This is a genomic window from Streptococcus sp. K0074 (assembly GCF_048843365.1).
Lineage (GTDB): Bacteria > Bacillota > Bacilli > Lactobacillales > Streptococcaceae > Streptococcus > Streptococcus mitis_BM.
Map to the genome: position 1 here is coordinate 1326384 of NZ_CP184836.1, position 21818 is coordinate 1348201.

The 21818-nt window shown below is 39.3% G+C and carries 11 protein-coding genes and 1 pseudogene; 5 read left to right on the forward strand and 7 right to left on the reverse strand.

What is annotated here, in order from left to right; translation table 11 throughout:
* Together ACN076_RS06410 and ACN076_RS06415 are read right to left on the reverse strand one after the other, a co-directional pair.
* Positions 1-828, reverse strand: a complete 828-nt coding sequence (locus ACN076_RS06410) for an HAD family hydrolase (protein WP_203175381.1) — start codon at positions 826-828, stop codon at positions 1-3.
* A 21-nt stretch (positions 829-849) separates the two neighbouring features.
* Positions 850-2169 (reverse strand): CapA family protein, encoded by a 1320-nt coding sequence (locus ACN076_RS06415; protein ID WP_420789627.1) that lies wholly within the window; start codon positions 2167-2169, stop codon positions 850-852.
* 174 nt (positions 2170-2343) lie between these two features.
* Between ACN076_RS06415 and def the strand changes: the two genes are divergently transcribed.
* Together def and rlmB are read left to right on the forward strand one after the other, a co-directional pair.
* The gene (gene def, locus ACN076_RS06420; RefSeq protein ID WP_001272952.1) at positions 2344-2955 is read left to right on the forward strand and encodes a peptide deformylase; all 612 of its coding nucleotides are present in this window, start codon (positions 2344-2346) and stop codon (positions 2953-2955) included.
* A gap of 44 nt (positions 2956-2999) precedes the next feature.
* Positions 3000-3728 (forward strand): 23S rRNA (guanosine(2251)-2'-O)-methyltransferase RlmB, encoded by a 729-nt coding sequence (gene rlmB, locus ACN076_RS06425; RefSeq protein WP_000855742.1) that lies wholly within the window; start codon positions 3000-3002, stop codon positions 3726-3728.
* Positions 3729-4217: 489 nt separating this feature from the next.
* Here the strand turns inward: rlmB and htpX are convergent, their stop codons facing one another.
* Both htpX and ACN076_RS06435 read right to left on the reverse strand, forming a co-directional pair.
* Positions 4218-5117 carry a zinc metalloprotease HtpX gene (gene htpX, locus ACN076_RS06430; protein ID WP_153193471.1) on the reverse strand — a complete coding sequence of 300 codons (900 nt, stop codon included), beginning with the start codon at positions 5115-5117 and terminating at the stop codon, positions 4218-4220.
* A gap of 1 nt (position 5118) precedes the next feature.
* Positions 5119-5679, reverse strand: coding sequence for a LemA family protein (locus ACN076_RS06435; protein WP_261063835.1), 561 nt, complete (start codon positions 5677-5679; stop codon positions 5119-5121).
* Between the two features lie 93 nt (positions 5680-5772).
* On the opposite strand from ACN076_RS06435, the gene rsmG reads away from it, so the two are divergent.
* The 3 genes from rsmG to ACN076_RS06450 all read left to right on the forward strand — a co-directional run bounded on the left by rsmG (position 5773) and on the right by ACN076_RS06450 (position 8267).
* Entirely contained in the window at positions 5773-6486 is a 714-nt protein-coding gene (rsmG, locus tag ACN076_RS06440; protein ID WP_420789628.1) for a 16S rRNA (guanine(527)-N(7))-methyltransferase RsmG, read from the forward strand.
* Between the two features lie 204 nt (positions 6487-6690).
* Positions 6691-7974 carry a uracil-xanthine permease family protein gene (locus tag ACN076_RS06445; RefSeq protein ID WP_004249258.1) on the forward strand — a complete coding sequence of 428 codons (1284 nt, stop codon included), beginning with the start codon at positions 6691-6693 and terminating at the stop codon, positions 7972-7974.
* A gap of 161 nt (positions 7975-8135) precedes the next feature.
* Positions 8136-8267: a hypothetical protein gene (locus ACN076_RS06450; RefSeq protein WP_420789629.1), complete on the forward strand. Its 132-nt coding sequence runs from the start codon at positions 8136-8138 to the stop codon at positions 8265-8267.
* Here the strand turns inward: ACN076_RS06450 and ACN076_RS06455 are convergent.
* The 3 genes and pseudogenes from ACN076_RS06455 to ACN076_RS06465 form a co-directional block, all read right to left on the reverse strand.
* Positions 8264-14272: an SIALI-17 repeat-containing surface protein gene (locus ACN076_RS06455; protein ID WP_420789630.1), complete on the reverse strand. Its 6009-nt coding sequence runs from the start codon at positions 14270-14272 to the stop codon at positions 8264-8266. The genes ACN076_RS06450 and ACN076_RS06455 overlap by 4 nt on opposite strands.
* Positions 14273-14313: 41 nt before the next feature.
* Positions 14314-20400 carry a ZmpA/ZmpB/ZmpC family metallo-endopeptidase gene (locus ACN076_RS06460; RefSeq protein ID WP_420789631.1) on the reverse strand — a complete coding sequence of 2029 codons (6087 nt, stop codon included), beginning with the start codon at positions 20398-20400 and terminating at the stop codon, positions 14314-14316.
* A gap of 239 nt (positions 20401-20639) precedes the next feature.
* Positions 20640-21818 (reverse strand): annotated as a pseudogene (locus ACN076_RS06465) (hypothetical protein).

Here is a 21818-nt window from a genome sequence, read left to right on the forward strand (position 1 = left end):
TCATTCTCCTTTTTCTAACCAGTTCTCCAAGACTTGATAAACTCCTCCTTGGCTATTGGCTGGCGCTAGAGCAGTCGCCACAGCTTTGGCCTTGTCATCAGCATTTTCCATCGCATAGGCAATTCCAGCCATTTCAAGCATTTCAACATCATTTTCACTGTCACCAAAAGCCATAATTTGTTGGGGCTTCAAGTCCCAACGCTTGAGTAATTCTTCCAAGCCCCATGCTTTATGAATCCCAGCTTGAAGGATATCAATGCAACCATAGCCACTCGATACAGCCCGAACACGGCCATCAAAGAGATCATTGATTTCTTCCAAGACCGAACTCAAACGCTCCTCACCAACAACCATACTCATCTTGAGCACACCACCAAAGAGGTCAGAGGTTAATTCGTCCACAAATTGCATCCGTTGGTAGAATTTTTCAATCATTTCTGGAGTCATAAAACTTTCAAGGTCTGTAAAAATCGTACCTTCTTTGACGAAACCACCCTTCATAGCCGTCACAACAAACTGATCCTGACACGCTCGACCCTTGAAATGAGCCAAAGCCTTATCGACAATGGCATCATCCCAAGTCTGCGCCTGAATCAGTTCATTGTTTTCAAAAATACGAGCACCGTTTGCAACAACCAGAACCACTCGATCGACCAAGTGCTCCAGTAGTTGCCTCATGCGATGAATTTCATTGCCCGTCGCGATGACAAAACGAATACCCCTTTGATCCAACTGATCTAAAATCTTTTCCAAACGTGGGAGATCAAGCTGGCCTCTAGCATCCAGCAAGGTCCCATCCATATCTGTCGCAATTACTTTAATCGTCATTTACTTCCCTCTGGATTCAAGCTAATCCCACTTCAATCCCACATGTTCGTTCATTTCTTTATAGGCTGTATCAATTCGTTCCTTAGTCGCTTCATCTAATTGATCACGATGACTGCCACCCTCTATGAAATCTTCCAAGATATAGGTTTGATAATGATATAGGGGATATCCTTCTGGTGAAAAAGTTCCCTTTGGTGTTCGATTGACCCAAGTAGGATGAGCTTTAGCTGTTCCGATAGTTGTTTTTCCATCCTTCTTCTTAATGGTCACGTCCATGAGAACGCCACGTTCAGTCCACTTAGCATTTTCTACCCCTTGCATGGTCTCAATTCGTTGATTGGAAATGAAGTTCCCCATTGAATAGATAATGAGTTTCTTGTCCCCATCCTTTTCAACCGTTTCAGATGGTTCAACTACGTGAGGGTGACCTCCAAATATAATATCTGCTCCCCAATCAATCATCTTGTGATATAAAGCTTTTTGCTCTTCAGTCGGTTCTATGCGATACTCAACACCCATTTGTGGCATGATAATGGTAATATCTGCTTCCTTTTCCGCCCGTTCAATTTCAGACTTCATTTTATTCTCATCCAAATCTGAAAGATAGTGATTATAATCCTCCTGAGAAATATTTTGCTCAATTCCATTAAATCCATAAGAATAAGCCAAAAGTGCAACCTTGATACCATTCACTTCCTTAATGACCAGCGGAGCCTGATCACGTGGCTCGTGTGTATAAACTCCAATTGGAGTGATTCCAGCCTTCTCAATAATATCGGCCGTTGAAATAACTCCCTCAATTTGCGAATCCAAAATATGATTATGAGCCAAATCTAGAACATGATAACCTGCATCCTTAATAGCATCCATAACTTCAGCAGGAGCATTAAAGAGAGGATAACCTGCTAAATAATGATCCTTATTAATGGTCCCTTCAAAGTCACCAATAGCTAAGTCTGCTTGCTTAAGCCAAGGTGTCACATACTCAAAATTCTCATGAAAATCATAGGTTCCATCATCCTTTTTTGCTGAAAAGTAAAGAATATCATGATAAAGCAAATCACCATGAGCCATAATTCTAGCAGTTTTTTCCTCTTCCTGCTCCTGAGACTCTTTCTTAGTTCCTTCTTGATAAATAGTATCTCGTTTTTGACTGGTCAGAGGCAGGCCTTGGAAACTTTCAAACAACAAGACCAAGCCCATTGATAAAGCAACTGCTAGCAAAAGTATCGCCACAAATCCCTTATTACTCCACTTACGATAACTCCTAAAAAAGTTTACACCCCCCCTCATAAAACGAAAAGCTGAACCACTCTGATTTCTATCTTGTCTTCTTTGCATCTTCATTCTCCCTACTTTCTTATGCAAGCCTTTTCTTTTTATTATATCACAGATAAGAAATTCTTTCACAACTGAATCGAACCTGCTAGGTATTTTCTATATAAGCTTAATGCCGTAATGCTTTCAATCCTTGTCATTTTGTGATATCATGTAGAGGTAATGAAAGGAGAGAAAATGTCTGCTATAGAACGTATTACAAAAGCTGCTCACTTGATTGATATGAACGATATTATCCGCGAGGGGAACCCAACTCTACGCGCAGTTGCTGAGGAAGTTACTTTCCCCCTATCTGATCAGGAAATCATCCTTGGTGAAAAGATGATGCAATTCCTCAAACATTCCCAAGATCCTGTCATGGCTGAAAAATTGGGACTCCGCGGTGGGGTTGGACTGGCTGCTCCTCAATTAGATATCTCAAAACGCATTATCGCTGTTTTGGTACCTAATATTGTCGAAGAAGGCGAAACTCCACAGGAAGCCTACGACTTGCAAGCCATTATGTACAATCCAAAAATCGTCTCTCACTCTGTTCAAGACGCTGCTCTTGGTGAAGGAGAAGGTTGTCTGTCTGTTGACCGCAACGTGCCTGGCTACGTAGTTCGCCATGCTCGCGTTACTGTTGACTACTTTGACAAGGATGGGGAAAAACACCGTATCAAACTTAAAGGTTATAACTCCATTGTTGTTCAACATGAAATTGACCACATAAACGGCATCATGTTTTACGATCGTATCAATGAAAAAGACCCATTTGCAGTTAAAGATGGTTTACTGATTCTAGAATAAAGAAAATCCCGTTGCAAGACGGGGTTTTGTGTTATAATAGAGGCATGAAAACAAATGATATTGTCTATGGCGTCCACGCCGTTACCGAAGCCCTCCTTGCAAATACTGGAAACAAACTCTACCTCCAAGAAGACCTACGAGGTAAGAATGTTGAAAAAGTCAAAGAACTGGCTACAGAAAAGAAGGTGTCCATTTCTTGGACCTCAAAAAAATCCCTCTCTGAGATGACTGAAGGTGCTGTTCATCAAGGTTTTGTTCTACGAGTGTCCGAATTTGCCTATAGTGAGCTAGATCACATCCTTGCCAAAACACGTCAAGAAGAAAATCCACTTCTATTGATTCTGGATGGCTTAACTGACCCTCACAACTTAGGCTCCATCTTAAGAACCGCTGATGCGACCAATGTTTCAGGTGTCATCATTCCCAAGCACCGTGCTGTCGGAGTTACTCCTGTCGTTGCCAAAACGGCCACAGGTGCTATTGAGCATGTTCCAATCGCCCGAGTGACCAATCTTAGCCAAACCTTAGATAAACTTAAGGATGAAGGTTTCTGGACCTTTGGAACAGATATGAACGGTACTCCTTGCCACAAGTGGAATACAAAAGGGAAAATCGCCCTCATCATCGGAAATGAAGGAAAAGGTATCTCTAGCAACATCAAAAAACAGGTAGATGAAATGATTACCATTCCGATGAATGGACATGTTCAAAGCCTTAATGCCAGTGTTGCTGCGGCCATTCTTATGTATGAAGTTTTCCGAAATCGCCTATAAAAGAGGCTGGACAAAAACTAACTTCTAGCTAAAAGAACACAGTGATTTTTAAATAACTGATTTGTAGATTGAATTCTTGGACAATTTTGTAACCCCCATGCTCATTAAGATGAATCCTAGCTCTACTACGCTGGCCTACTTGTCTCTAACACACACTCTTAGCACGCCAAAAATATTCTCTAATTTGCGAAAAACGAGATCAGTTGCCCTCCTCCATTTGACATAGATGCTAAATTCTTCTTCGATATATCATGTGTTCTGAACGAAGTTTCCTAAAGAAATTCTAATACTCAATGAAAATCAAAGAGCAAACTAGGAAGCTAGCCGCAGGCTGGACTTAAGTACGGCAAGGCGAATCTGATGCGGTTTGAAGAGATTTTCGAAGAATATAAGTTGTATCATAACAAATTGATTTCTGAATTTCTTATATAAGAAAATGAGCATCTCCAACTACGAGAATGCTCATTTTTAGGATTGTATAGGCAAATTTTACATATGTTTCAAACGCTCAATCCGTTCTGAAATAGGTGGGTGGGTATAAAATAGTTTTTGGAACCCTCCCCCTTTCTTGGGATCATTGATATAAAGTGCACTGCTGGCATCATCGACAGGACGACTCATCGGTTTACTATTATCCAATTTACCTAGAGCATTTATCATCCCTTGAGGATTGCGCGTCAACTCGACACTGGAAGCATCAGCTAGGAATTCCCTCTGACGAGAAATAGCTAGTTGCACCAAGGTTGCAGCGAGAGGTGCCAGCACAATAGCTAGTAGTGAAACCACGAGCATAATGATTTCTAAGCCATTTCCATCTCGATCGTCGTCACTTCGTCTACGACCTGCACCACCCCACCACATCATGCGACCTGCCATACTAGAAAGCATGGTGATAGCACTAGCAAGAGCAACAGCAATAGTCGAAATACGGATATCGTAATTACGAATATGACTGACTTCATGTCCCATAACAGCTTCTAGTTCTTCACGATTCATGATAGCTAGGAGACCTGAAGTTGCAGCAACCGCCGCATTTTGCGGGTTAGAACCTGTCGCAAAGGCATTTAAGGCTGGATCATCAATGATAAAAACACGGGGCATAGGAATCTGAGCGACCATAGCCATATCTTCTACTACATGGTAGAGGTCTGGTGCCGTTTGTTCATCCACCTCACGCGCCCCGTTCATGGACATGACAATCTCTGTCGATTGAAAAATCATGGACAAGGCATAGATAAAGCCAATAATCAGTGCGATAATCAAACCACCAAGCCCAGATCGCATAAAGAGGTAACCAACCGCATAGCCAACAAGAGCTAAGAGTAAGAAAAATACCAGCAACAAAATCCACGTTTTTCGTTTATTGCTTGCAATTTGATCAAACAACATCTTAGTCACCTAAACCGCTAAAATCAACTTTAGGAACTGCCTTTTCCTCTTCTGGTGTTTGAAGGAAATCTGCTGCTTTAAAGCCAAACATTCCAGCGATAATATTGCTTGGGAAAGTTTCTAATTTTACATTGTAGTTGCTGACAACACTGTTATAGAGTTGACGAGAGTAAGAAATTTTATTTTCTGTGTTTGTCAACTCCTCTTGCAATTTAACAAAGTTTGCACTAGCTTTCAAATCTGGATAGCTTTCTGCAACTGCAAAAATACCTGAAACTTGACGAGTGAGGGCATCACTAGCTTTCATAGCTTCTGCTGGTGAAGTTGCTGCAGCAACTTGATTGCGAAGTTCTGCCACCTTTTCAAGGGTAGAACCTTCATATTTAGCATAACCTTTTACAGTCTCAATCAAGTTTGGCAAGAGATCATTTCGACGTTTCAACTGAACATCAATCTGACTCCAAGCCTCCTTTGTTTGCATACGATTCTTAACCAAACCGTTATAGTTAACAATCACAAAAATAACAACAAGAGCCAAAACTCCAAGAATAATCCAAGTCATTATATAAGTCCTTTCTACTTTTAGATTAGTACCAGTATATCAAATTTTTAATGATTGTGGTAAAATAAGATGATACTAAAGAAGGAAATAACTATGAAAACAGAAACATTTTACAACCTGCTTGCCGAGCAAAATCTTCCACTTTCGGACCAGCAAAAAAAACAATTTGAACGTTATTTTGAACTCTTGGTCGAGTGGAATGAAAAGATTAATTTGACGACTATTACAGATAAAGAAGAAGTTTATCTCAAACATTTTTATGATTCGATTGCACCTATTCTGCAAGGCTTGATTCCTAATGAAAATATCAAACTTCTTGATATTGGAGCTGGGGCAGGTTTTCCTAGTCTACCAATGAAAATCCTCTATCCTCAGTTAGATGTGACCATCATTGATTCACTCAATAAGCGCATCAACTTCCTCCAACTTTTGGCTCAAGAACTAGATTTAGACGATGTTCATTTCTACCATGGACGTGCAGAAGACTTGGCCCAAGACAAGAACTTCCGTGCTCAATATGATTTTGTAACAGCTCGTGCGGTTGCCCGCATGCAGGTTTTATCTGAATTGACAATTCCTTACCTTAAAGTTGGTGGCAAACTATTGGCACTCAAGGCCAGCAATGCGCCTGAGGAATTATTAGAAGCTAAGAATGCCCTCAACCTCCTTTTTAGTAAGGTCGAAGACAATCTCAGCTACGCCCTACCTAATGGAGATCCGCGCTACATCACAGTGGTAGAAAAGAAAAAAGAAACGCCAAATAAATATCCACGTAAGGCTGGCATGCCCAATAAACGCCCGCTTTAAATTTTTATGTAAAAAAATATTTACAAAGTTTGTAATTTTTGCTATACTATCACAAGCAAAGGTTTTTAATGTCATCCCGTGAGGTGACGAAGACGCAGAAATATTTGAAACTCTTTAAAGTCTAGATTTTAGAGAAGTCTTACTCTGAGGGCCTATTGCTGTAAAATAATGGGCTCTTTTTTGATGCCCAAAAGTGAGGTTTATATGAAACAAGAATCAACTGTTGATTTGTTACTAGACGTTGACCAACGTCCTTCGACTGGAAAAGGAATTCTCCTTAGTTTCCAACACGTTTTCGCTATGTTTGGTGCGACCATCTTGGTACCCTTGATTTTGGGAATGCCTGTATCTGTTGCCCTTTTTGCTTCAGGTGTCGGGACACTCATCTACATGATTTCAACTGGTTTTAAAGTTCCAGTTTATCTAGGTTCTTCATTTGCCTTTATCACAGCAATGTCGCTTGCTATGAAAGAAATGGGTGGTGATGTGTCTGCTGCTCAAACAGGGGTTATCTTGACTGGTTTGGTCTATGTCCTTGTGGCTGCTGGTGTTCGTTTTGCAGGTACAAAATGGATTGATAAACTCTTACCACCAATCATTATTGGTCCTATGATTATCGTTATTGGTCTTGGACTTGCAGGCTCAGCAGTCACTAACGCTGGTCTTGTAGCTGACGGGAATTGGAAAAATGCTCTTGTAGCAGTTGTTACTTTCTTGATTGCTGCCTTTATCAATACAAAGGGAAAAGGCTTCCTACGAATCATTCCTTTCCTCTTTGCCATTATCGGTGGTTACCTCTTCGCACTAACTCTTGGCTTAGTTGACTTTACACCAGTTCTTAAAGCCAACTGGTTCGAAATTCCTGGTTTCTACTTGCCATTTAGCACAGGTGGTGCCTTTAAAGAGTACAATCTTTACTTTGGTCCAGAAACTATTGCCATCTTGCCAATCGCTATCGTAACAATTTCTGAACATATCGGTGACCATACTGTTTTGGGTCAAATCTGTGGCCGTCAATTCTTGAAAGAACCAGGTCTTCACCGTACTCTTCTTGGTGACGGTATCGCAACTTCTGTTTCTGCCTTCCTTGGTGGACCAGCCAATACAACTTACGGAGAAAATACAGGGGTTATCGGTATGACTCGTATCGCTTCTGTCTCAGTTATCCGTAACGCAGCCTTTATCGCAATTGCTCTTAGCTTCCTCGGTAAATTCACTGCCTTGATTTCAACTATTCCAAACGCTGTACTTGGTGGTATGTCAATCCTTCTCTATGGAGTTATCGCCAGCAACGGTTTGAAAGTCTTGATTAAAGAACGTGTTGATTTCGCTCAAATGCGTAACCTAATCATCGCAAGTGCTATGTTGGTCCTTGGACTTGGAGGAGCTATCCTTAAACTTGGTCCAGTTACACTTTCAGGTACTGCCCTATCAGCCATGACAGGAATCATCTTGAACTTGATCTTGCCATACGAAAATAAAGACTAAGAGTCTTGACACAGGAAGAGAATGAACAAAAACGAGTTTCTCTTTACTAACCCCAAAAAGTTGCACAAATAATTATTGAAAGGATTTAGTTCTGTACTTCACAGGACTAAGTCCTTTTATAGTAAAATGAAGCAAAACAGTACATAATGTGGTATCGTCAATTGAAACAAGAACAAGATAAAAGAGCCTTAAAAAAAGGTATTGCAACTTGGCAATACCTTTTTGATAGGCCATCAAATGATGACTTTTCAGAGGAAGCAAAAAACTGTCCTCTTTATATTTTAAACATTTAAATGTCTTCTTTAAACAGTTTATTAAAGAAACCGTCTGTGTTTTTAAGAAGGGCTTTGAATACCTTGGATTTCAAATTCTCAGTATTTGAGTAGTTTCCAGCTTTCTTGAGGTCTTCTGTGACAGCTTTGTCGAATAAGTCTTTCAGTTCATTATAGTTGTGAATGGTTTGTCCATCAATTGTAATTTCTGTGAATCCTTTTTCAGCTCTGGATTTCACATCATGATACCAATATTTCTTCCAATCTTCAAGGTTTGAGAATTGGTTGTTTGAAACTTTTTTGATAATGAAATCATCACCTAAGAGACCTTTATTTTCTTTATTAGCGGCGCCTTGATGTTTGCTTGAAACATAATCAATGAATCCATGTTCGTATCCATAGTAACCCCACATACGGAAAGCATTGTGTTTGAAGGATAGAGAACCGGGGGCACCTGGACTCGTATTCCCACCGTAAATACCCGCCATCATATTGACATTGACATAAGCCGTACCAAAATCTTCTGGGTGGAAGACCTTATTGCCTGGATTTCCGTGAATGGTCATAAAGTTGTTATTTACCAAATCATCAATGGTTTCAAGCTTGGTCATTTTCTCAGCGTCTGTCAAGTCACGCACTTTGTCCCATTGGTGAGGACCACTTAGTTTATTTCTATCCATTGGTCGACGTATTTCACGGTCAATTTTCTTAAACCATTTACTATTGTCGCCTTTAACCTTAGGAAGAACAGCTTCAGCTTCAGCATAATCAAGCATCATCATAGCTTCATTGTAGTTCTTCATGTAGTGGTCGATTTGGTCATGTGTTTGAAGTTTGTCAGGGTCGGGATTATACCATTGATTTCCATCATTTGGACGATGGTAGGCCATGTTAATACCCAATGCACCATACTCACCATTTGTTGTTGACTTATCAGGAGTTTGCAACATACCTTGAGCAAAGGCTTCTAAATCCGTACCTTGACGATGCCAATGACCACCATAGTAAGCCATACGATCATTAACGTGAGTAGTTTCATGTGTAAAGGCTGAAATACCAAACTGACTAATCATGTCAGTTACCATGAAGTAAACCTGATCATCTTTCCATGGACGTTCATAAATTTTTGCCATCGCTCCCATCGCTCCGTTAACTTGATGCCAACGATCAGTTGGGCCAAATAGCTCACGAATAGGAGTTACAACCTTGCCATCTGAACCATAACCACGGCGACTAGCATCCTTAATACCGCTATAATTTTGATTATCCCAAACAGGCGTTGGTACGGAATTTTGACTCTTCAAGAGTTGATTACGAACTTTTGGTAAGGCTAAACGAGACCAAAAGTCTAAATATCTTTGTTGAGCTTTCGCTACTTTGTTTATCTCCTCTTTGAAAGCATTTCGCTCTTCTTCCGTATTTTTCCCATATTTTTCAAAAGAACTGAATGCCAAAGTGTTGTAAGTAGAAATGACAAAAATATGTGCTTTCTTCAAGTTGAGTAACGGTAAAATCATGCGACTATGCACCTCATTGTTCAAACCGTCATAGATACGATGGCGTTTATCTTTGAAGTCCTCTGTAGTCGTCTCAGGCTCAGAAACATAAACGTTCTTTGCAGCATGAATAAACCAGTCATTTAAGTCGGTGTACTTAGTGAATAAACGCATGTTATAGCCTAACAAGCCATTTAATTCACCTTTTCCAATAGTACCACCAATAACTTCACGATAAGCTTCTAAACTTCTATCTCCCTTTAAATTCTTTTCTGCTGAGCCTATACGAATCAAGAAATCTAAAATACTTGGTGTTTTACCATAAAAGTCTGGTTTAAACATCATCAAATGCTTAAAGTTCAAGCCATCATAGTCTATACCATAATAACGATTTAGATAAGTCAAGGCTAATATAATCTTAGCTTTATTATCTTCAACTTTCTTGAGAAGCGCCTTCTCAGCCACTTCATCACTGTTCAGTTGATGATCTTCATTTTCTAACAAGGACTTCACTAACTTATCTAACGTCTCTCTAACCTCAGCGAAGCTTTCTTCAAAGAATAGATCTTTAATATAACCATTCTTACGTTCATCCGAATTAGCATTAGGATCTCTAGATGTATCTCGTTTATCCATCAAAGCACGGACTTCTTGTGAAATCAATTCTACACTTGATAATTGAGCTTTAACATCAGCAATCAATTTATCACGATTTTTAACAACCATATTTGGTGTGTAAACCACATCATCTAAACCATCGATACTATACTCACGAACTTGTTTCACCTTAGAATCAGCAACTGCTGTCACGTTCATTTCTTCTTTTGTACCATCAGAATAGTGAACCATAATCTTATCAATATCCGATAAATCAGTGACAAATTGCCCTGCTTTCATACCTGTTACAGACAGAACAGTTTTCTTAACAAGATTGGAATCATCTGTTAACTTATTCCCTTGGCTTACAATCCACTCTTTGTTATAAAATGGTTGCAGTTTTTCCAAGTTTCGATAAGCCAGGTTTCTTGTTTCTTGGTAGTCCTGAATCGCTTTATATTCAGAATCTCTATCAACGATACGATTTAACTTGTTTACGATTGGGGTAGAGATAACATAATCCTGAGCTGTGATACCTAATTTAGCAAATTTCTCTAAGGCCTCTGCTTCAGAAATACTTTTAATTTGTTTTGATTTGTTATATGAAGATAATCCTGAGGCAACACCGTCCACATAGTAGTTATTTTTGAAGTTCTCAAATCCAAAGTAAGAATCACCTGTATCCACTTCACGAGAACCATACATAATTTCCCCATTTATGACTTTCATCATACTGATATTATTTTCAACAACACCCCAGTTATAGTTATCATGAATCAATCCACCACTACCACCGTGTTGTTGAAGTTTCATAGTACCTTTAACAAAAGAATTAGTTAAGCGACCATGTTGACGAACATCAAATTGATTACTTCCGTGATTGACTTTAGCTACTAAACCACCAAACTTAGAATTGTTACCTACAATATCACCGTCAAAATAAACACTATCCGTGTTACTTCGCCAACTTTCGCTGACAAGTCCACCAGACCACCAGCCTTTATCTCCAAGACTGTTAATCTTGCCAATAAAAGCTACATTGCGCATATTAGCTTCGTCTAACTTATTAACAGCACCGGTTACATCGTTATTTCCTGTTACTGAACCTACTACTTTGATATTCTCAAGTGTAGACTTCTTAAACATATTACCAATAGGTGCAACTTTATCAGCCCAAGGCATGTTTATATTTACATTACCTAAGTTAAAGTTTTTGAGTGTAGCACCTTCAGCCTCATTAAACAAAGGTCTTTCTAAGTTATGAATCGTGTACTGATGATTCTCTACACTTGATAAAGTACCTCTAAACTTAGCCATAACATAAGCTTTACCTGCTGGCTTAACGTTAACTGCATTCAAATCTGCACCAAGTTTAAAGTCACCGGTAGGATTTGCTTGCATATCTTTTGCTAAATCATGGAAATTGTAATAAACCTTATCTTCGGTAGCCCTCGGTTTTTCAAGATAATAAGTGTAAGTTTCTCTTAACTTACCGTCTTTATCACGTTGAACCAAATCAGGTGCTTTTGCCGTTATCTTGTAAAGCTGCTTACCTTCCTCAATGACCTCTTCAATCTTATCAATTGCTAAACGAGTCACTTTGTTTTCTCTGGAGGTTACTTTTAAGTAATAGTTGTTAAAATCGCTTGGAAGAGAAGTTAAATAACTACTATCGCTTTCGATACCGCTCTGATCTACTTGTATTAGACTTGTGTTTGCAATATCTTTCAACTCAACTTTCTTTAAATCTAAACGTAAAGGTTTATCTTCCAGAGTCGATACTTCTGCACCCTTACCTACATCATAAGTCATAGTAGTTGAAATCGTATAATCTTTGTAATAATCCAAGTTTTCTAAGACTTGAGATAAGTTATCGGTTTTTAAATCAACCGTTTTTACAATCTTTCCACCTTCTTTGATAGTCGCTACAATGCTTGTAATTGTAGCATTATCTTGGTTCTCTAGATTGTAGTTAACTGTAGCAGACTTAGCTAAAACATCCTTAGATACAGTGGTCAGAGTCAAAACAGGAGCCGTTTTTTCTTTGGGCTTTTCTTTGGTACCTTTTACAAGAATTTCAGGCTTCATTTCTTTCAAAATAGTTACTGTTTCAACTGGTTCACTGATTTTTTTGCCATGTAACTCTTCATAGCTAGTAACAATTTGACGTTCGCCATCCTCACCAACTTGTTTAATAGAATTATCACCTATAAATTTGCTAGAATCAGATTTTTCTGTGATAGTTTTAGGAATAGTCTCTGTACGAATATCAGTATGTAAAGCAGGAAGCTCTTCTCTCTCTGGAGCAACGTCAGGCACTGTACCCACTGGTTTAGTGTATGCTGGTTTCTCTGCCTTAGGTGCTTCATCAGGAACTGTGCCTACAGGTTTAGTGTATGCTGGTTTTTCTGCTTTAGGTGCTTCGTCAGGCACTGTACCCACTGGTTTAGTGTATTCTGGTTTCTCTGCCTTAGGTGCTTCATCAGGAACTGTGCCTACAGGTTTAGTGTATGCTGGTTTTTCTGCTTTAGGTGCTTCGTCAGGCACTGTACCCACTGGTTTAGTGTATGCTGGTTTCTCTGCTTTAGGTGCTTCGTCAGGCACTGTACCCACTGGTTTAGTGTATGCTGGTTTCTCTGCCTTAGGTGCTTCGTCAGGCACTGTACCCACTAGTTTAGTGTATGCTGGTTTTTCTGCTTTAGGTGCTTCGTCAGGCACTGTACCCACTGGTTTAGTGTATGCTGGTTTCTCTGCTTTAGGTGCTTCGTCAGGCACTGTACCCACTAGTTTAGTGTATGCTGGTTTTTCTGCTTTAGGTGCTTCGTCAGGCACTGTACCCACTAGTTTAGTGTATGCTGGTTTTTCTGCTTTAGGTGCTTCGTCAGGCACTGTACCCACTGGTTTAGTGTATGCTGGTTTTTCATGAACTTCTGGCTCTACAAGGTTTGCTCCTATTGGTTGCGTATAGTCAGGCTTCTCTGATTTAGGCGCCTCGTCTGGAACTGTGCCTACCGGTGCAGTGTATGCTGGTTTTTCATAAACTTCCGGTTCCCCTTTTTCAGTTACAACAGCTTCTGGTAATGCCGGTTGAACTGCTGGCTCTACAAGGTTTGTACCTATTGGTTGCGTATAATCAGGTTTCTCTGCTTTAGGTGCTTCGTCAGGCACTGTACCCACTGGTTTAGTGTGTTCTGGTTTCTCTGCCTTAGGTGCTTCATCAGGAACTGTGCCTACAGGCTCAGTGTATGCTGGCTTCTCAGCTTTAGGCGCCTCATCAGGGACTGTGCCTACCGGTGCAGTGTACTCTGGCTTCTCTGATTTAGTTGTCTCGTTTGAAACGGTGCTTACAGACTCTGGATTTTTAGGTTTTTCTGCTTTAGGCGCTTCATTATGAACATTTTGAATTTCAGATACTGGAACATTTTTTGTCCCCTCAGCTTTATGTTGAATTTCTGAAATTGCATCATCATTAAGGGGTAAGTATCCAATATAACGATATCCAGCAATTTGAACTACTCCTTCATTACTTGGAGCTTTCAAAGGATTGCTTATATCGAGAGCTTGCATACTAGAAAGACTAATCAGTCCAATCGTAGTAACTAAGAACAGACTAGCAACTTTTTTATTTTTATGAACCAAAAGGACTAAACTACCAACAGCTAATAGACCTAAAGCTGTAAGCACAGAAGTCGATGAACCTGTTGCAGGAAGAGCTTCCTGCTGATAAATAAGAGCATAACTTGCTTCATTATCAGTAGGAATTCCTGCCTGAATCTTACTTTGTTCTTCCTTTGTAAGAGCGCTTTTTTCAACATAATGATAGGTAGAAGCATGGATGACTGACGGTGCAACCAAGACACTTCCGAGTAACACCGAACCAACAATCCCACAGATTTTTCGGATCGAAAATCGTTCTTTTTTAAATAATGACAAGCGTAATCACCTTCTTTAATTTTATTTCCTAACAGTAAACACTATTTTTTATTCTCAAAAATTGAACTTCTAAAATCATCAGTTTGGTCAAGATAAGCTTTAAAGATTGCTCTCTTCAACTTATGAACTGCACTGTCTGTTTCTGGATTATAGTTATCCCAATGAGGAGTTTCTGTATCCTTGCGGACAGCTTCATTCATTAGTTGTTGCAACTCATCTATATTGCTTGTAGTTTTGGTTGCAAAGCTTGTCCATGATTTACTTGTATCATTAAAGGTAACTTTATTCAATTTGCTGAATTTTTCTTGTCGCTCTTTATACATGGCCTTTTTAAAATCACTCCAAGTGTCGTATTTACTATTAAATAATTTTTGAAGTACTAATTTATCTGTTACCAATCCTTTAGTCTTACCATATGAGGTAATCGTTTTATTATTTGCCCTAGCATCGGGTTCAAATTGATTTGAAATATATGGCACCATACCATCTTTAAATCCTTTAGCAGCTAATAGTTCATAGGCCATACGACGTCCCATCAGGTCACCTGGCGTTCCGTCATCATTACTTAATGCTGCATAAATCGGCGCAAATAATTTAATAGTGAAGTAGCCATTTCTTTCGTATTCACCTAAGGCATATTCCCTAGACGAAATAATATTATTCTCAATCAAATCATTAAATGAATGTAATTTTTCAGCTTCTTCTGCGGTTAAATCTCTGACAACATTTGTTGCGTAGACATTATTTCCATCTGGATCCTTAACAAATTTATTCTCGATTTTTCTTAGAGTATTCATTTTTTCGTAAACACTCAATTTATTCACAACAGACTGCCCTTCAAGATATTCCAACATATAAACAACATCAAACATATTGTGGACATATTGCTTCAAATCATCAGAGTTTTTAAATCTCGTAGTTGGATCAAGTATTTGTAATCGTTCTCCTTCTTTACTATCCGATTTTAAATGTTTCAAGATCGAGTTGATGGTGATTGTCGCATCATCTGGATGGTCTGGTGCTTGCAATAAGCCTTTTGCAAAGAACTCTGGTCCCAAGCCACTTCTTCGACCATAGCCACCAAGATAGATGTCCTGATCTGAATCATGCGTCATTTCATGTGTATATGTGATAGCTCCATCCTTATCTAACATACGATAACCCATATAATAAACGGCGTCACCGGTAGCATAAGCACCGTGTCCATTATGACCAACTTTGTTTCCAACAGGTCCAAAGAAATGTTTCATTGCAGGATTTGGACTATCAAAATCTGCTACTGTTGTAGCCTTTCCATCAGTATTATCATTTCCGAATTTATAGGCATCATAAAGCAAGATATTTCGATAAAGTTTTTCACGCCCTTTTTCATCTAGAATACGATACCAATAATCGTAGTGATCTCGTTGACGTTCGGCAGTTTCGTGAGCACTCTTTTCAACAAAGCTATTCAAATCACCACTTGCTTGATGATCTTTATTACGATAGCGATCATAAGCACCAAAGCCTAGACTAGAGATAGTTGAAATGACAAATACGGATCTTTCTGGCAAGGTTAGTAGAGGTAGTACCATGTTACGGTATTTCCAGCTGTCGCTAGTGATTCGATCATAGACACTGATAGAGTACTTGCTTCCTGCTTTTTCTTGCTTGGCTTTCACTTCTGGAATATTAGATTTTTCTTCAACGATGTAAGCCTTGGTCTGAGTTTTAAACCAGTCATTGTTGCTTGTGTTTGGTAGAAAGACTTTTCGATAATTTTCAAGCGTGTTAAATAAATCTTTCGTTCCATGATGGCTAGCTAAACTAATAGCATAGGTATCAACGTTGTTCTTGGCAAGAAGATTATTAAATCCTGATTTACCTAACTCTATTAAGGTATCTAACGGAGAAGCATTTCCTTTGCCAAAGAAATCTAGATGGTACATTACAAGGTCTTTTGCACTCACTTTATCATAACTAAAGTTATACCAGCGTTCTAGGTAGCTCATACCAAGTAGTAAAGCTTCCTTGTTACGCTTGATTTTATCTATAATATAACCCGTCATCACTTGATTGTTTTCCACTAGAGCAGCATCCGCAGACAAGAGTTTTTTTAGACTTTCTTCAAGATGATCCTTCGTTTTAGCAAACTGGTCTTCTAGATATAGCTCGGTTAACTTAACTTCTGGAGAAATACCGAGTGTCTTTCTGATATCCTCTGAGTGGTAGGACACCTGCTGCAATTCAGGTAAGACTTGCTTGATGATAGAGGTTTGGTCATACAAGAATTGGTTAGGAGTATAGAGAAGACCTGTATCTCCTAGGCTATATTCTGCTAGCTTGGCAAAATCAGACTGATACTTGAGATTGAGTTTTTCAGATGAATGATCCTTGTAGTGCAGCAAGAGTTTGTTTGCAGTCTGTTTGTTGGAAACAATGTCTGTGATGACTTGGTTATCCTTCATCATGACTGATGACAAGAGTTCTTTCTGATATAAAAGACTGTTCTCATTGACCAGATTTCCATATTTGACGATGGTTGCCTTGTTATAGAAAGGTAACAATTTTTCAATGTTCTTATAAGCCAAGGCTCGCTTAGCTTGATAATTGGCTACCTTAGAAAAATCACTTTCTTTATTGCCACTTGTTGAAAGGGGCTCCACTGTTGGTGGGGTGAGAGGATTGATTTCTGCTTTCTTGCTTGCAATTTGAGAATCATCTAGCATCTTTCCTCTTTCTTCAAAGGATTCCTTGCTGACGACTTCATCGTTTTCCAAGGCAACTTTGATAACTCTATTAGCTTTATTGCTGAATGTAGCTGTCACCTTCATATTGTTATAGTGGTAAGCGGTGATGGCGTTCCCGTTTGTTACATTGACATCGCTAAGAACATTGGTCAAGCTTCCAGCATGCTGTTCCTTACCAGAAGTTCGATCCCATAAATAGCCTGCTACACCAGCGACTTCTCCGAACTGTTTGACATTATTAATATCTCCCTCAGCATAACTATCACGGACATGTGCATCATTGTCCACAAGTCCCACAAGACCACCGACAGTCTGATCTGAACTATTTGCATTTGATGAAATGGCTATTGTAGCTTTGGATTTAGCAATAGACGCGTTTTCACCTGTCAAATGTCCAACCAAGCCACCAATATTGTAGGTAGCAGTTGTTTCATAGGTATTAATAATCCTTCCCTTGAAACTACTGTCAGTGATGGTTGATTGTTCGGACTTGGCAAGCAATCCACCAATACCACGTTCCCCAGCTAAGACACCGTCGACATGAACCTGGTTAATTTTTGTCCCATTTTTAGCTTCATTTGCCAGTGAACCGATATCATTCTTTCCTGAAATAGAGACATTTTTCAGGCTCAGTTTTTCTACTGTAGCATTACTTAAGTTGTTAAATAAAGGTTTTTTCAAATTATAGATAGCATAATGTTTGCCATCTTTTTCACCAATCAACCTACCAGTAAAGTTGCCCTTAATATAAGACTTCGCATCAGACTCCAGTTCCATTTCGTTAGCATTCAAGCTAGCTGATAAATAATAGGTTCCACCAAGATTTTGGTTGATGGCATGAACTAGATTACTAAAGGAAGTAAAGTTTGTCGTTTCCTCTGTAGTCTTCTTAGCTAAATAGAAACTGAAATTTTCAACATATTTATGGTCTATCTCCTGCTGGAGTTTATCAACTCTCGCTGTAATTTTATAAAATGTGCGTCCATCTTTTAACTCCTCGGATATAGATGCAACCGGAAGGTAAACATCTTTAAACGCAGAAGATTTTACCTTTACAAAATAAGTATCTGGATTACTTGGAACACTGTCCAAAGAAACATGTTGTTTGTAAGTTCCATTCGTTTGATGACTATACAATTCAATATCAGAAACATTTCTTAATTCAAGTGTTTTCTCTGGATCTGTTTCTTTTGGCTTCTCAACGGGAGTTTCAGGTTTTAGTTGCTCAATATTCCCCTTGTATTCAGGAAGTGGATCTACCTGTTCTGGTTCTACTATTGCTCCGGCCTGTGGGCCTGTGTATTCTGGTAGGGGGGCTACTTGTTCTGGTTCTACTATTGCTCCGGCTTGCACTCCTGTGTATTCTTTCGGTGCTTCTACCTTCTCTGGTTCTACTATCGCTCCAGCTTGTACTCCTGTATATTCTGGTAGGGGGGCTACTTGTTCTGGTTCTACTATTGCTCCGGCTTGCACTCCTGTGTATTCCTTCGGTGCTTCTACCTGCTCTGGTTCTACTATCGCTCCAGCCTGAACTCCTGTATATTCTGGTAGTGGTGCTATCTGTTCAGGTTCACCTTTATCACTTACCACGGTATCTGGCGACTCTGGTTGAACCTCAGTCTCACCTTTGTCAGTCACAACCGCTTCCGGTAGCTCTGGTTGGACTGCTGGTTCGCCTTTTTCAGTTACAACTGCTTCGGGTAACGCTGGCTGAACTTCTGGTTCACCCTTGTCTGTAACAACTGCTTCGGGTAACTCTGGTTGGATTGCAGGTTCAACTACTGCCCCTGCCTGTGGACCTGTGTATTCTGGTAGTGGTGCTACCTGCTCTGGTTCAACAATAGCTCCGGCTTGTGGTCCTTTATATTCTGGAAGCGGTGCCACCTGTTCAGGTTCTCCTTTATCACTTACCACAGTATCTGGCGACTCTGGTTGAACCTCAGTCTCACCTTTGTCAGTCACAACCGCTTCCGGTAGCTCTGGTTGGACTGCTGGTTCGCCTTTTTCAGTTACAACAGCTTCGGGTAACGCTGGTTGGACTTCTGGTACACCTTTATCTGTTACAACTGCTTCTGGCAACTCTGGTTGGACTGCTGGCTCACCTTTGTCGGTTACTACAGCTGCTGGTAGTTCAGGCTGAATTGCGGGTTCAACAATAGCTCCAGACTGTACTTCCTTATGTTCTGCACCAGTCTCAGGTTGTTCCTTTATAACTTGAGCTTTTTTAGTACCTTTTTCGACTATTCTTGTAACAGGCTCAGTCGTTGAAGTTGAAACAATTTCTCGTGAAACCTCTTCATTGTTTACAGAGAATATTCTGATGACTTCAACTTTCTTACCTAATTTACCTTCTTGTTTTACTCTTACAGTTCCTTCAGCTAAATCAGGATTTTCTTGAATTTCTTCTTGAAAATCTATTTTTGTCTCTATAGTTTCCTCACGATATAAGAGTTCAGGTTTATTCAACTGGCCAGATAGAACTTCATCCTGTGGATTTAATGTATTTACCCCAGTCTTTTCTTTTGGAGAAACCTTCTCGTCTTTCTTCGTTTCTATATTCTTATGTTCTGCCAACTGTGCTTGAGAATCTGAAGATTGTTTCTCTTCTTTTCTTGGATTGATTAATTCAGTAGAGAAAGGTTTTTCAACTACTTGAACTTCTGTCGGCTTAGTTGAAGAAACAGGTGTTTGTTCCTGAATAGCTTGTACTGTTGATGGATTCTCTACAAAATTCGGTGTAACATTATAATCCACCTTTTGTTGTTTTGTAGGAGTGGCAACTGAACTCTTTTGATTACTTACTTCAGAATCAGAAGTCGTTTTCCCCTCTTTGATATATCCAATATATGTGTAACCTGAAATGTCTTTAGGAAGAGGTAATTTTTCTCCAGAGGTCAATTCATAGTCAGTATTGTAATTTAGCAAAAGATTATTTTCTAAAGCATGAGCTGAAACTAAGACACCATTTCCTATTCCTGCAACCAATACTAAATGTAATACTGTTTTATTCTTAACTTTTTTCTTAGAAACAGCAAAAATTAAAATCCCCAAAGCAGCTAAGCTAGTACCAGCAACTAAGGCTTGCATCTCATTCTTGCTTCCAGTATTTGGCAATTCCGCCAGTTGATTTTGGGAATTTAACTTATAAACAAGATAATAAGTTTCATCATCATTCTCCATGTATGTCGGAATATCATATACAAGCTGCATCTTCTCATCTGATGATAGCTCTGACTCTGTCACATATTTATAGTGAACCCCTGTAGTTTCTTGAGCATCCACAGATGAATTAGCTAATACAGACATAAAAAATAAACTTGAAATCGTTGCAGATACAAGTCCTACTGATAATTTTCTAAATGAAAAACGCTCTTGTTTTTCACCATAATACTTTTCCATTATTCCTCCTTGAAATAAAATTTTTAAATATGTAAGGCAAACTTTATTATATTAGCTTGTTATCTTATAAAAAAGTAGCATACTTTAATTATACTCTTAATTTACAAAAAAGTCTTAAAATTGCGTTGCGCTTTCGTACTTTGTTTTATATATAAAATACCAAGCAGTAGTTTTGTAACTCCCTATTATTTTTTTGGATAAAATGTAACCTACCATGGAATTTCCACGGTAGGTGTTACTCATATCAATAATCGTTCTAAAAATGGTTTGATGCAGTTGATAAGAATCCCTTCTATCCAGCTTTCTTGTGCTGAGGATAGATGTTCTGTCTGAAGGCTTTCTTTTAAAAAGTCTCGGACTTGTTCTGGTGCGATTTCAAATTCAAAGGCTTTCATTTTATAGAAAAAGTCGATGAGATGATCTGAAAGGTATGCGGTTGAAAAGGGTACTTCACCACTTTTTCGATATTCTAATAAGAGCCTAGAAAATCGGGCTTTTTCTTCAGGAAGCTCACGGAAATAGGAATTGAGGAGCCAGTTCTGCTTCTGCTTTCTTTCAATTAGATCCTGACTTGCAATTCGTTGGTCTTTTTCCAGCTCTTTTTGGTATTGTTTGGCCTTGATAGCCCGTTCTGTTCTATTTTTACCAAAAAGAATTTTCTCCCACTTGCGTTCTTCTTGAGTCAGGGTCTCTGTAAATCCAAAGTAATCTTGGTAGGCACGCTCTGCTGGGCCCATAGCTAGAACTAGATTGTCTGCATACTGCTTGGCGATTTTATCCCTCTTCTTGCGCTCTTTCTCTGCTTGGATACGGAGTTCTTGTTCGTAGTCAATTTTCTCCTTACCTAGCTTGACAAGGTAGAGTTGGTCATCTGGTTTTCCAAGTAAAAAGGGTTTGATATACTTTTCAAGGACTTCTTCCATCCGAGCCTTCTTCTTGGGCTCTGCCTTGGTCCAACTTCCTCCTTGAAAGACTTCTAGGAAGATCTGGTAGTCTCTCTCAGGCGCAAATTGATTGCCACGATTGGGTTTGAAAACACCTTTTTCCCAGAGCCATTTTAGAAGTCGCTCGTCAAAGTCACTTTTATTGACCTTGATTTTTTCCTTTTTCTGAGCTTTTCTGGTCAAATTTTCAACCTTTCTGAGCAGTTTTTCTTCCTCTTCCAATTGCTGGTCAAGAGTCAATCTATGGAAATGACGAACACAGTCGCTACCGATCGGAAAGAGGCGTTGGCCTGTGACACCGTTAAAGAGTTCGTAGGCGTACTTGATGGCATTCCCACAGACACAATTGCTACGGCCGATACCGTTAAAAATCAAGGAAACTTCATTCCATTCCTTGGTAGCTTGTTACCAAGTATCAGCTTTTGAAGCCTGTAAAACCGCATCATGTAGGGATTTTCTAACTGGAAGTGTCAT

Excerpts from the sequence above, each read along its gene's own strand:
- ACN076_RS06410 (WP_203175381.1), bottom strand. The coding sequence starts at position 828 with ATGACGATTAAAGTAATTGCGACAGATATGGATGGGACCTTGCTGGAT.
- ACN076_RS06415 (WP_420789627.1), bottom strand. The coding sequence starts at position 2,169 with ATGCAAAGAAGACAAGATAGAAATCAGAGTGGTTCAGCTTTTCGTTTT.
- def (WP_001272952.1), top strand. The coding sequence starts at position 2,344 with ATGTCTGCTATAGAACGTATTACAAAAGCTGCTCACTTGATTGATATG.
- rlmB (WP_000855742.1), top strand. The coding sequence starts at position 3,000 with ATGAAAACAAATGATATTGTCTATGGCGTCCACGCCGTTACCGAAGCC.
- htpX (WP_153193471.1), bottom strand. The coding sequence starts at position 5,117 with ATGTTGTTTGATCAAATTGCAAGCAATAAACGAAAAACGTGGATTTTG.
- ACN076_RS06435 (WP_261063835.1), bottom strand. The coding sequence starts at position 5,679 with ATGACTTGGATTATTCTTGGAGTTTTGGCTCTTGTTGTTATTTTTGTG.
- rsmG (WP_420789628.1), top strand. The coding sequence starts at position 5,773 with ATGAAAACAGAAACATTTTACAACCTGCTTGCCGAGCAAAATCTTCCA.
- ACN076_RS06445 (WP_004249258.1), top strand. The coding sequence starts at position 6,691 with ATGAAACAAGAATCAACTGTTGATTTGTTACTAGACGTTGACCAACGT.
- ACN076_RS06460 (WP_420789631.1), bottom strand. The coding sequence starts at position 20,400 with ATGGAAAAGTATTATGGTGAAAAACAAGAGCGTTTTTCATTTAGAAAA.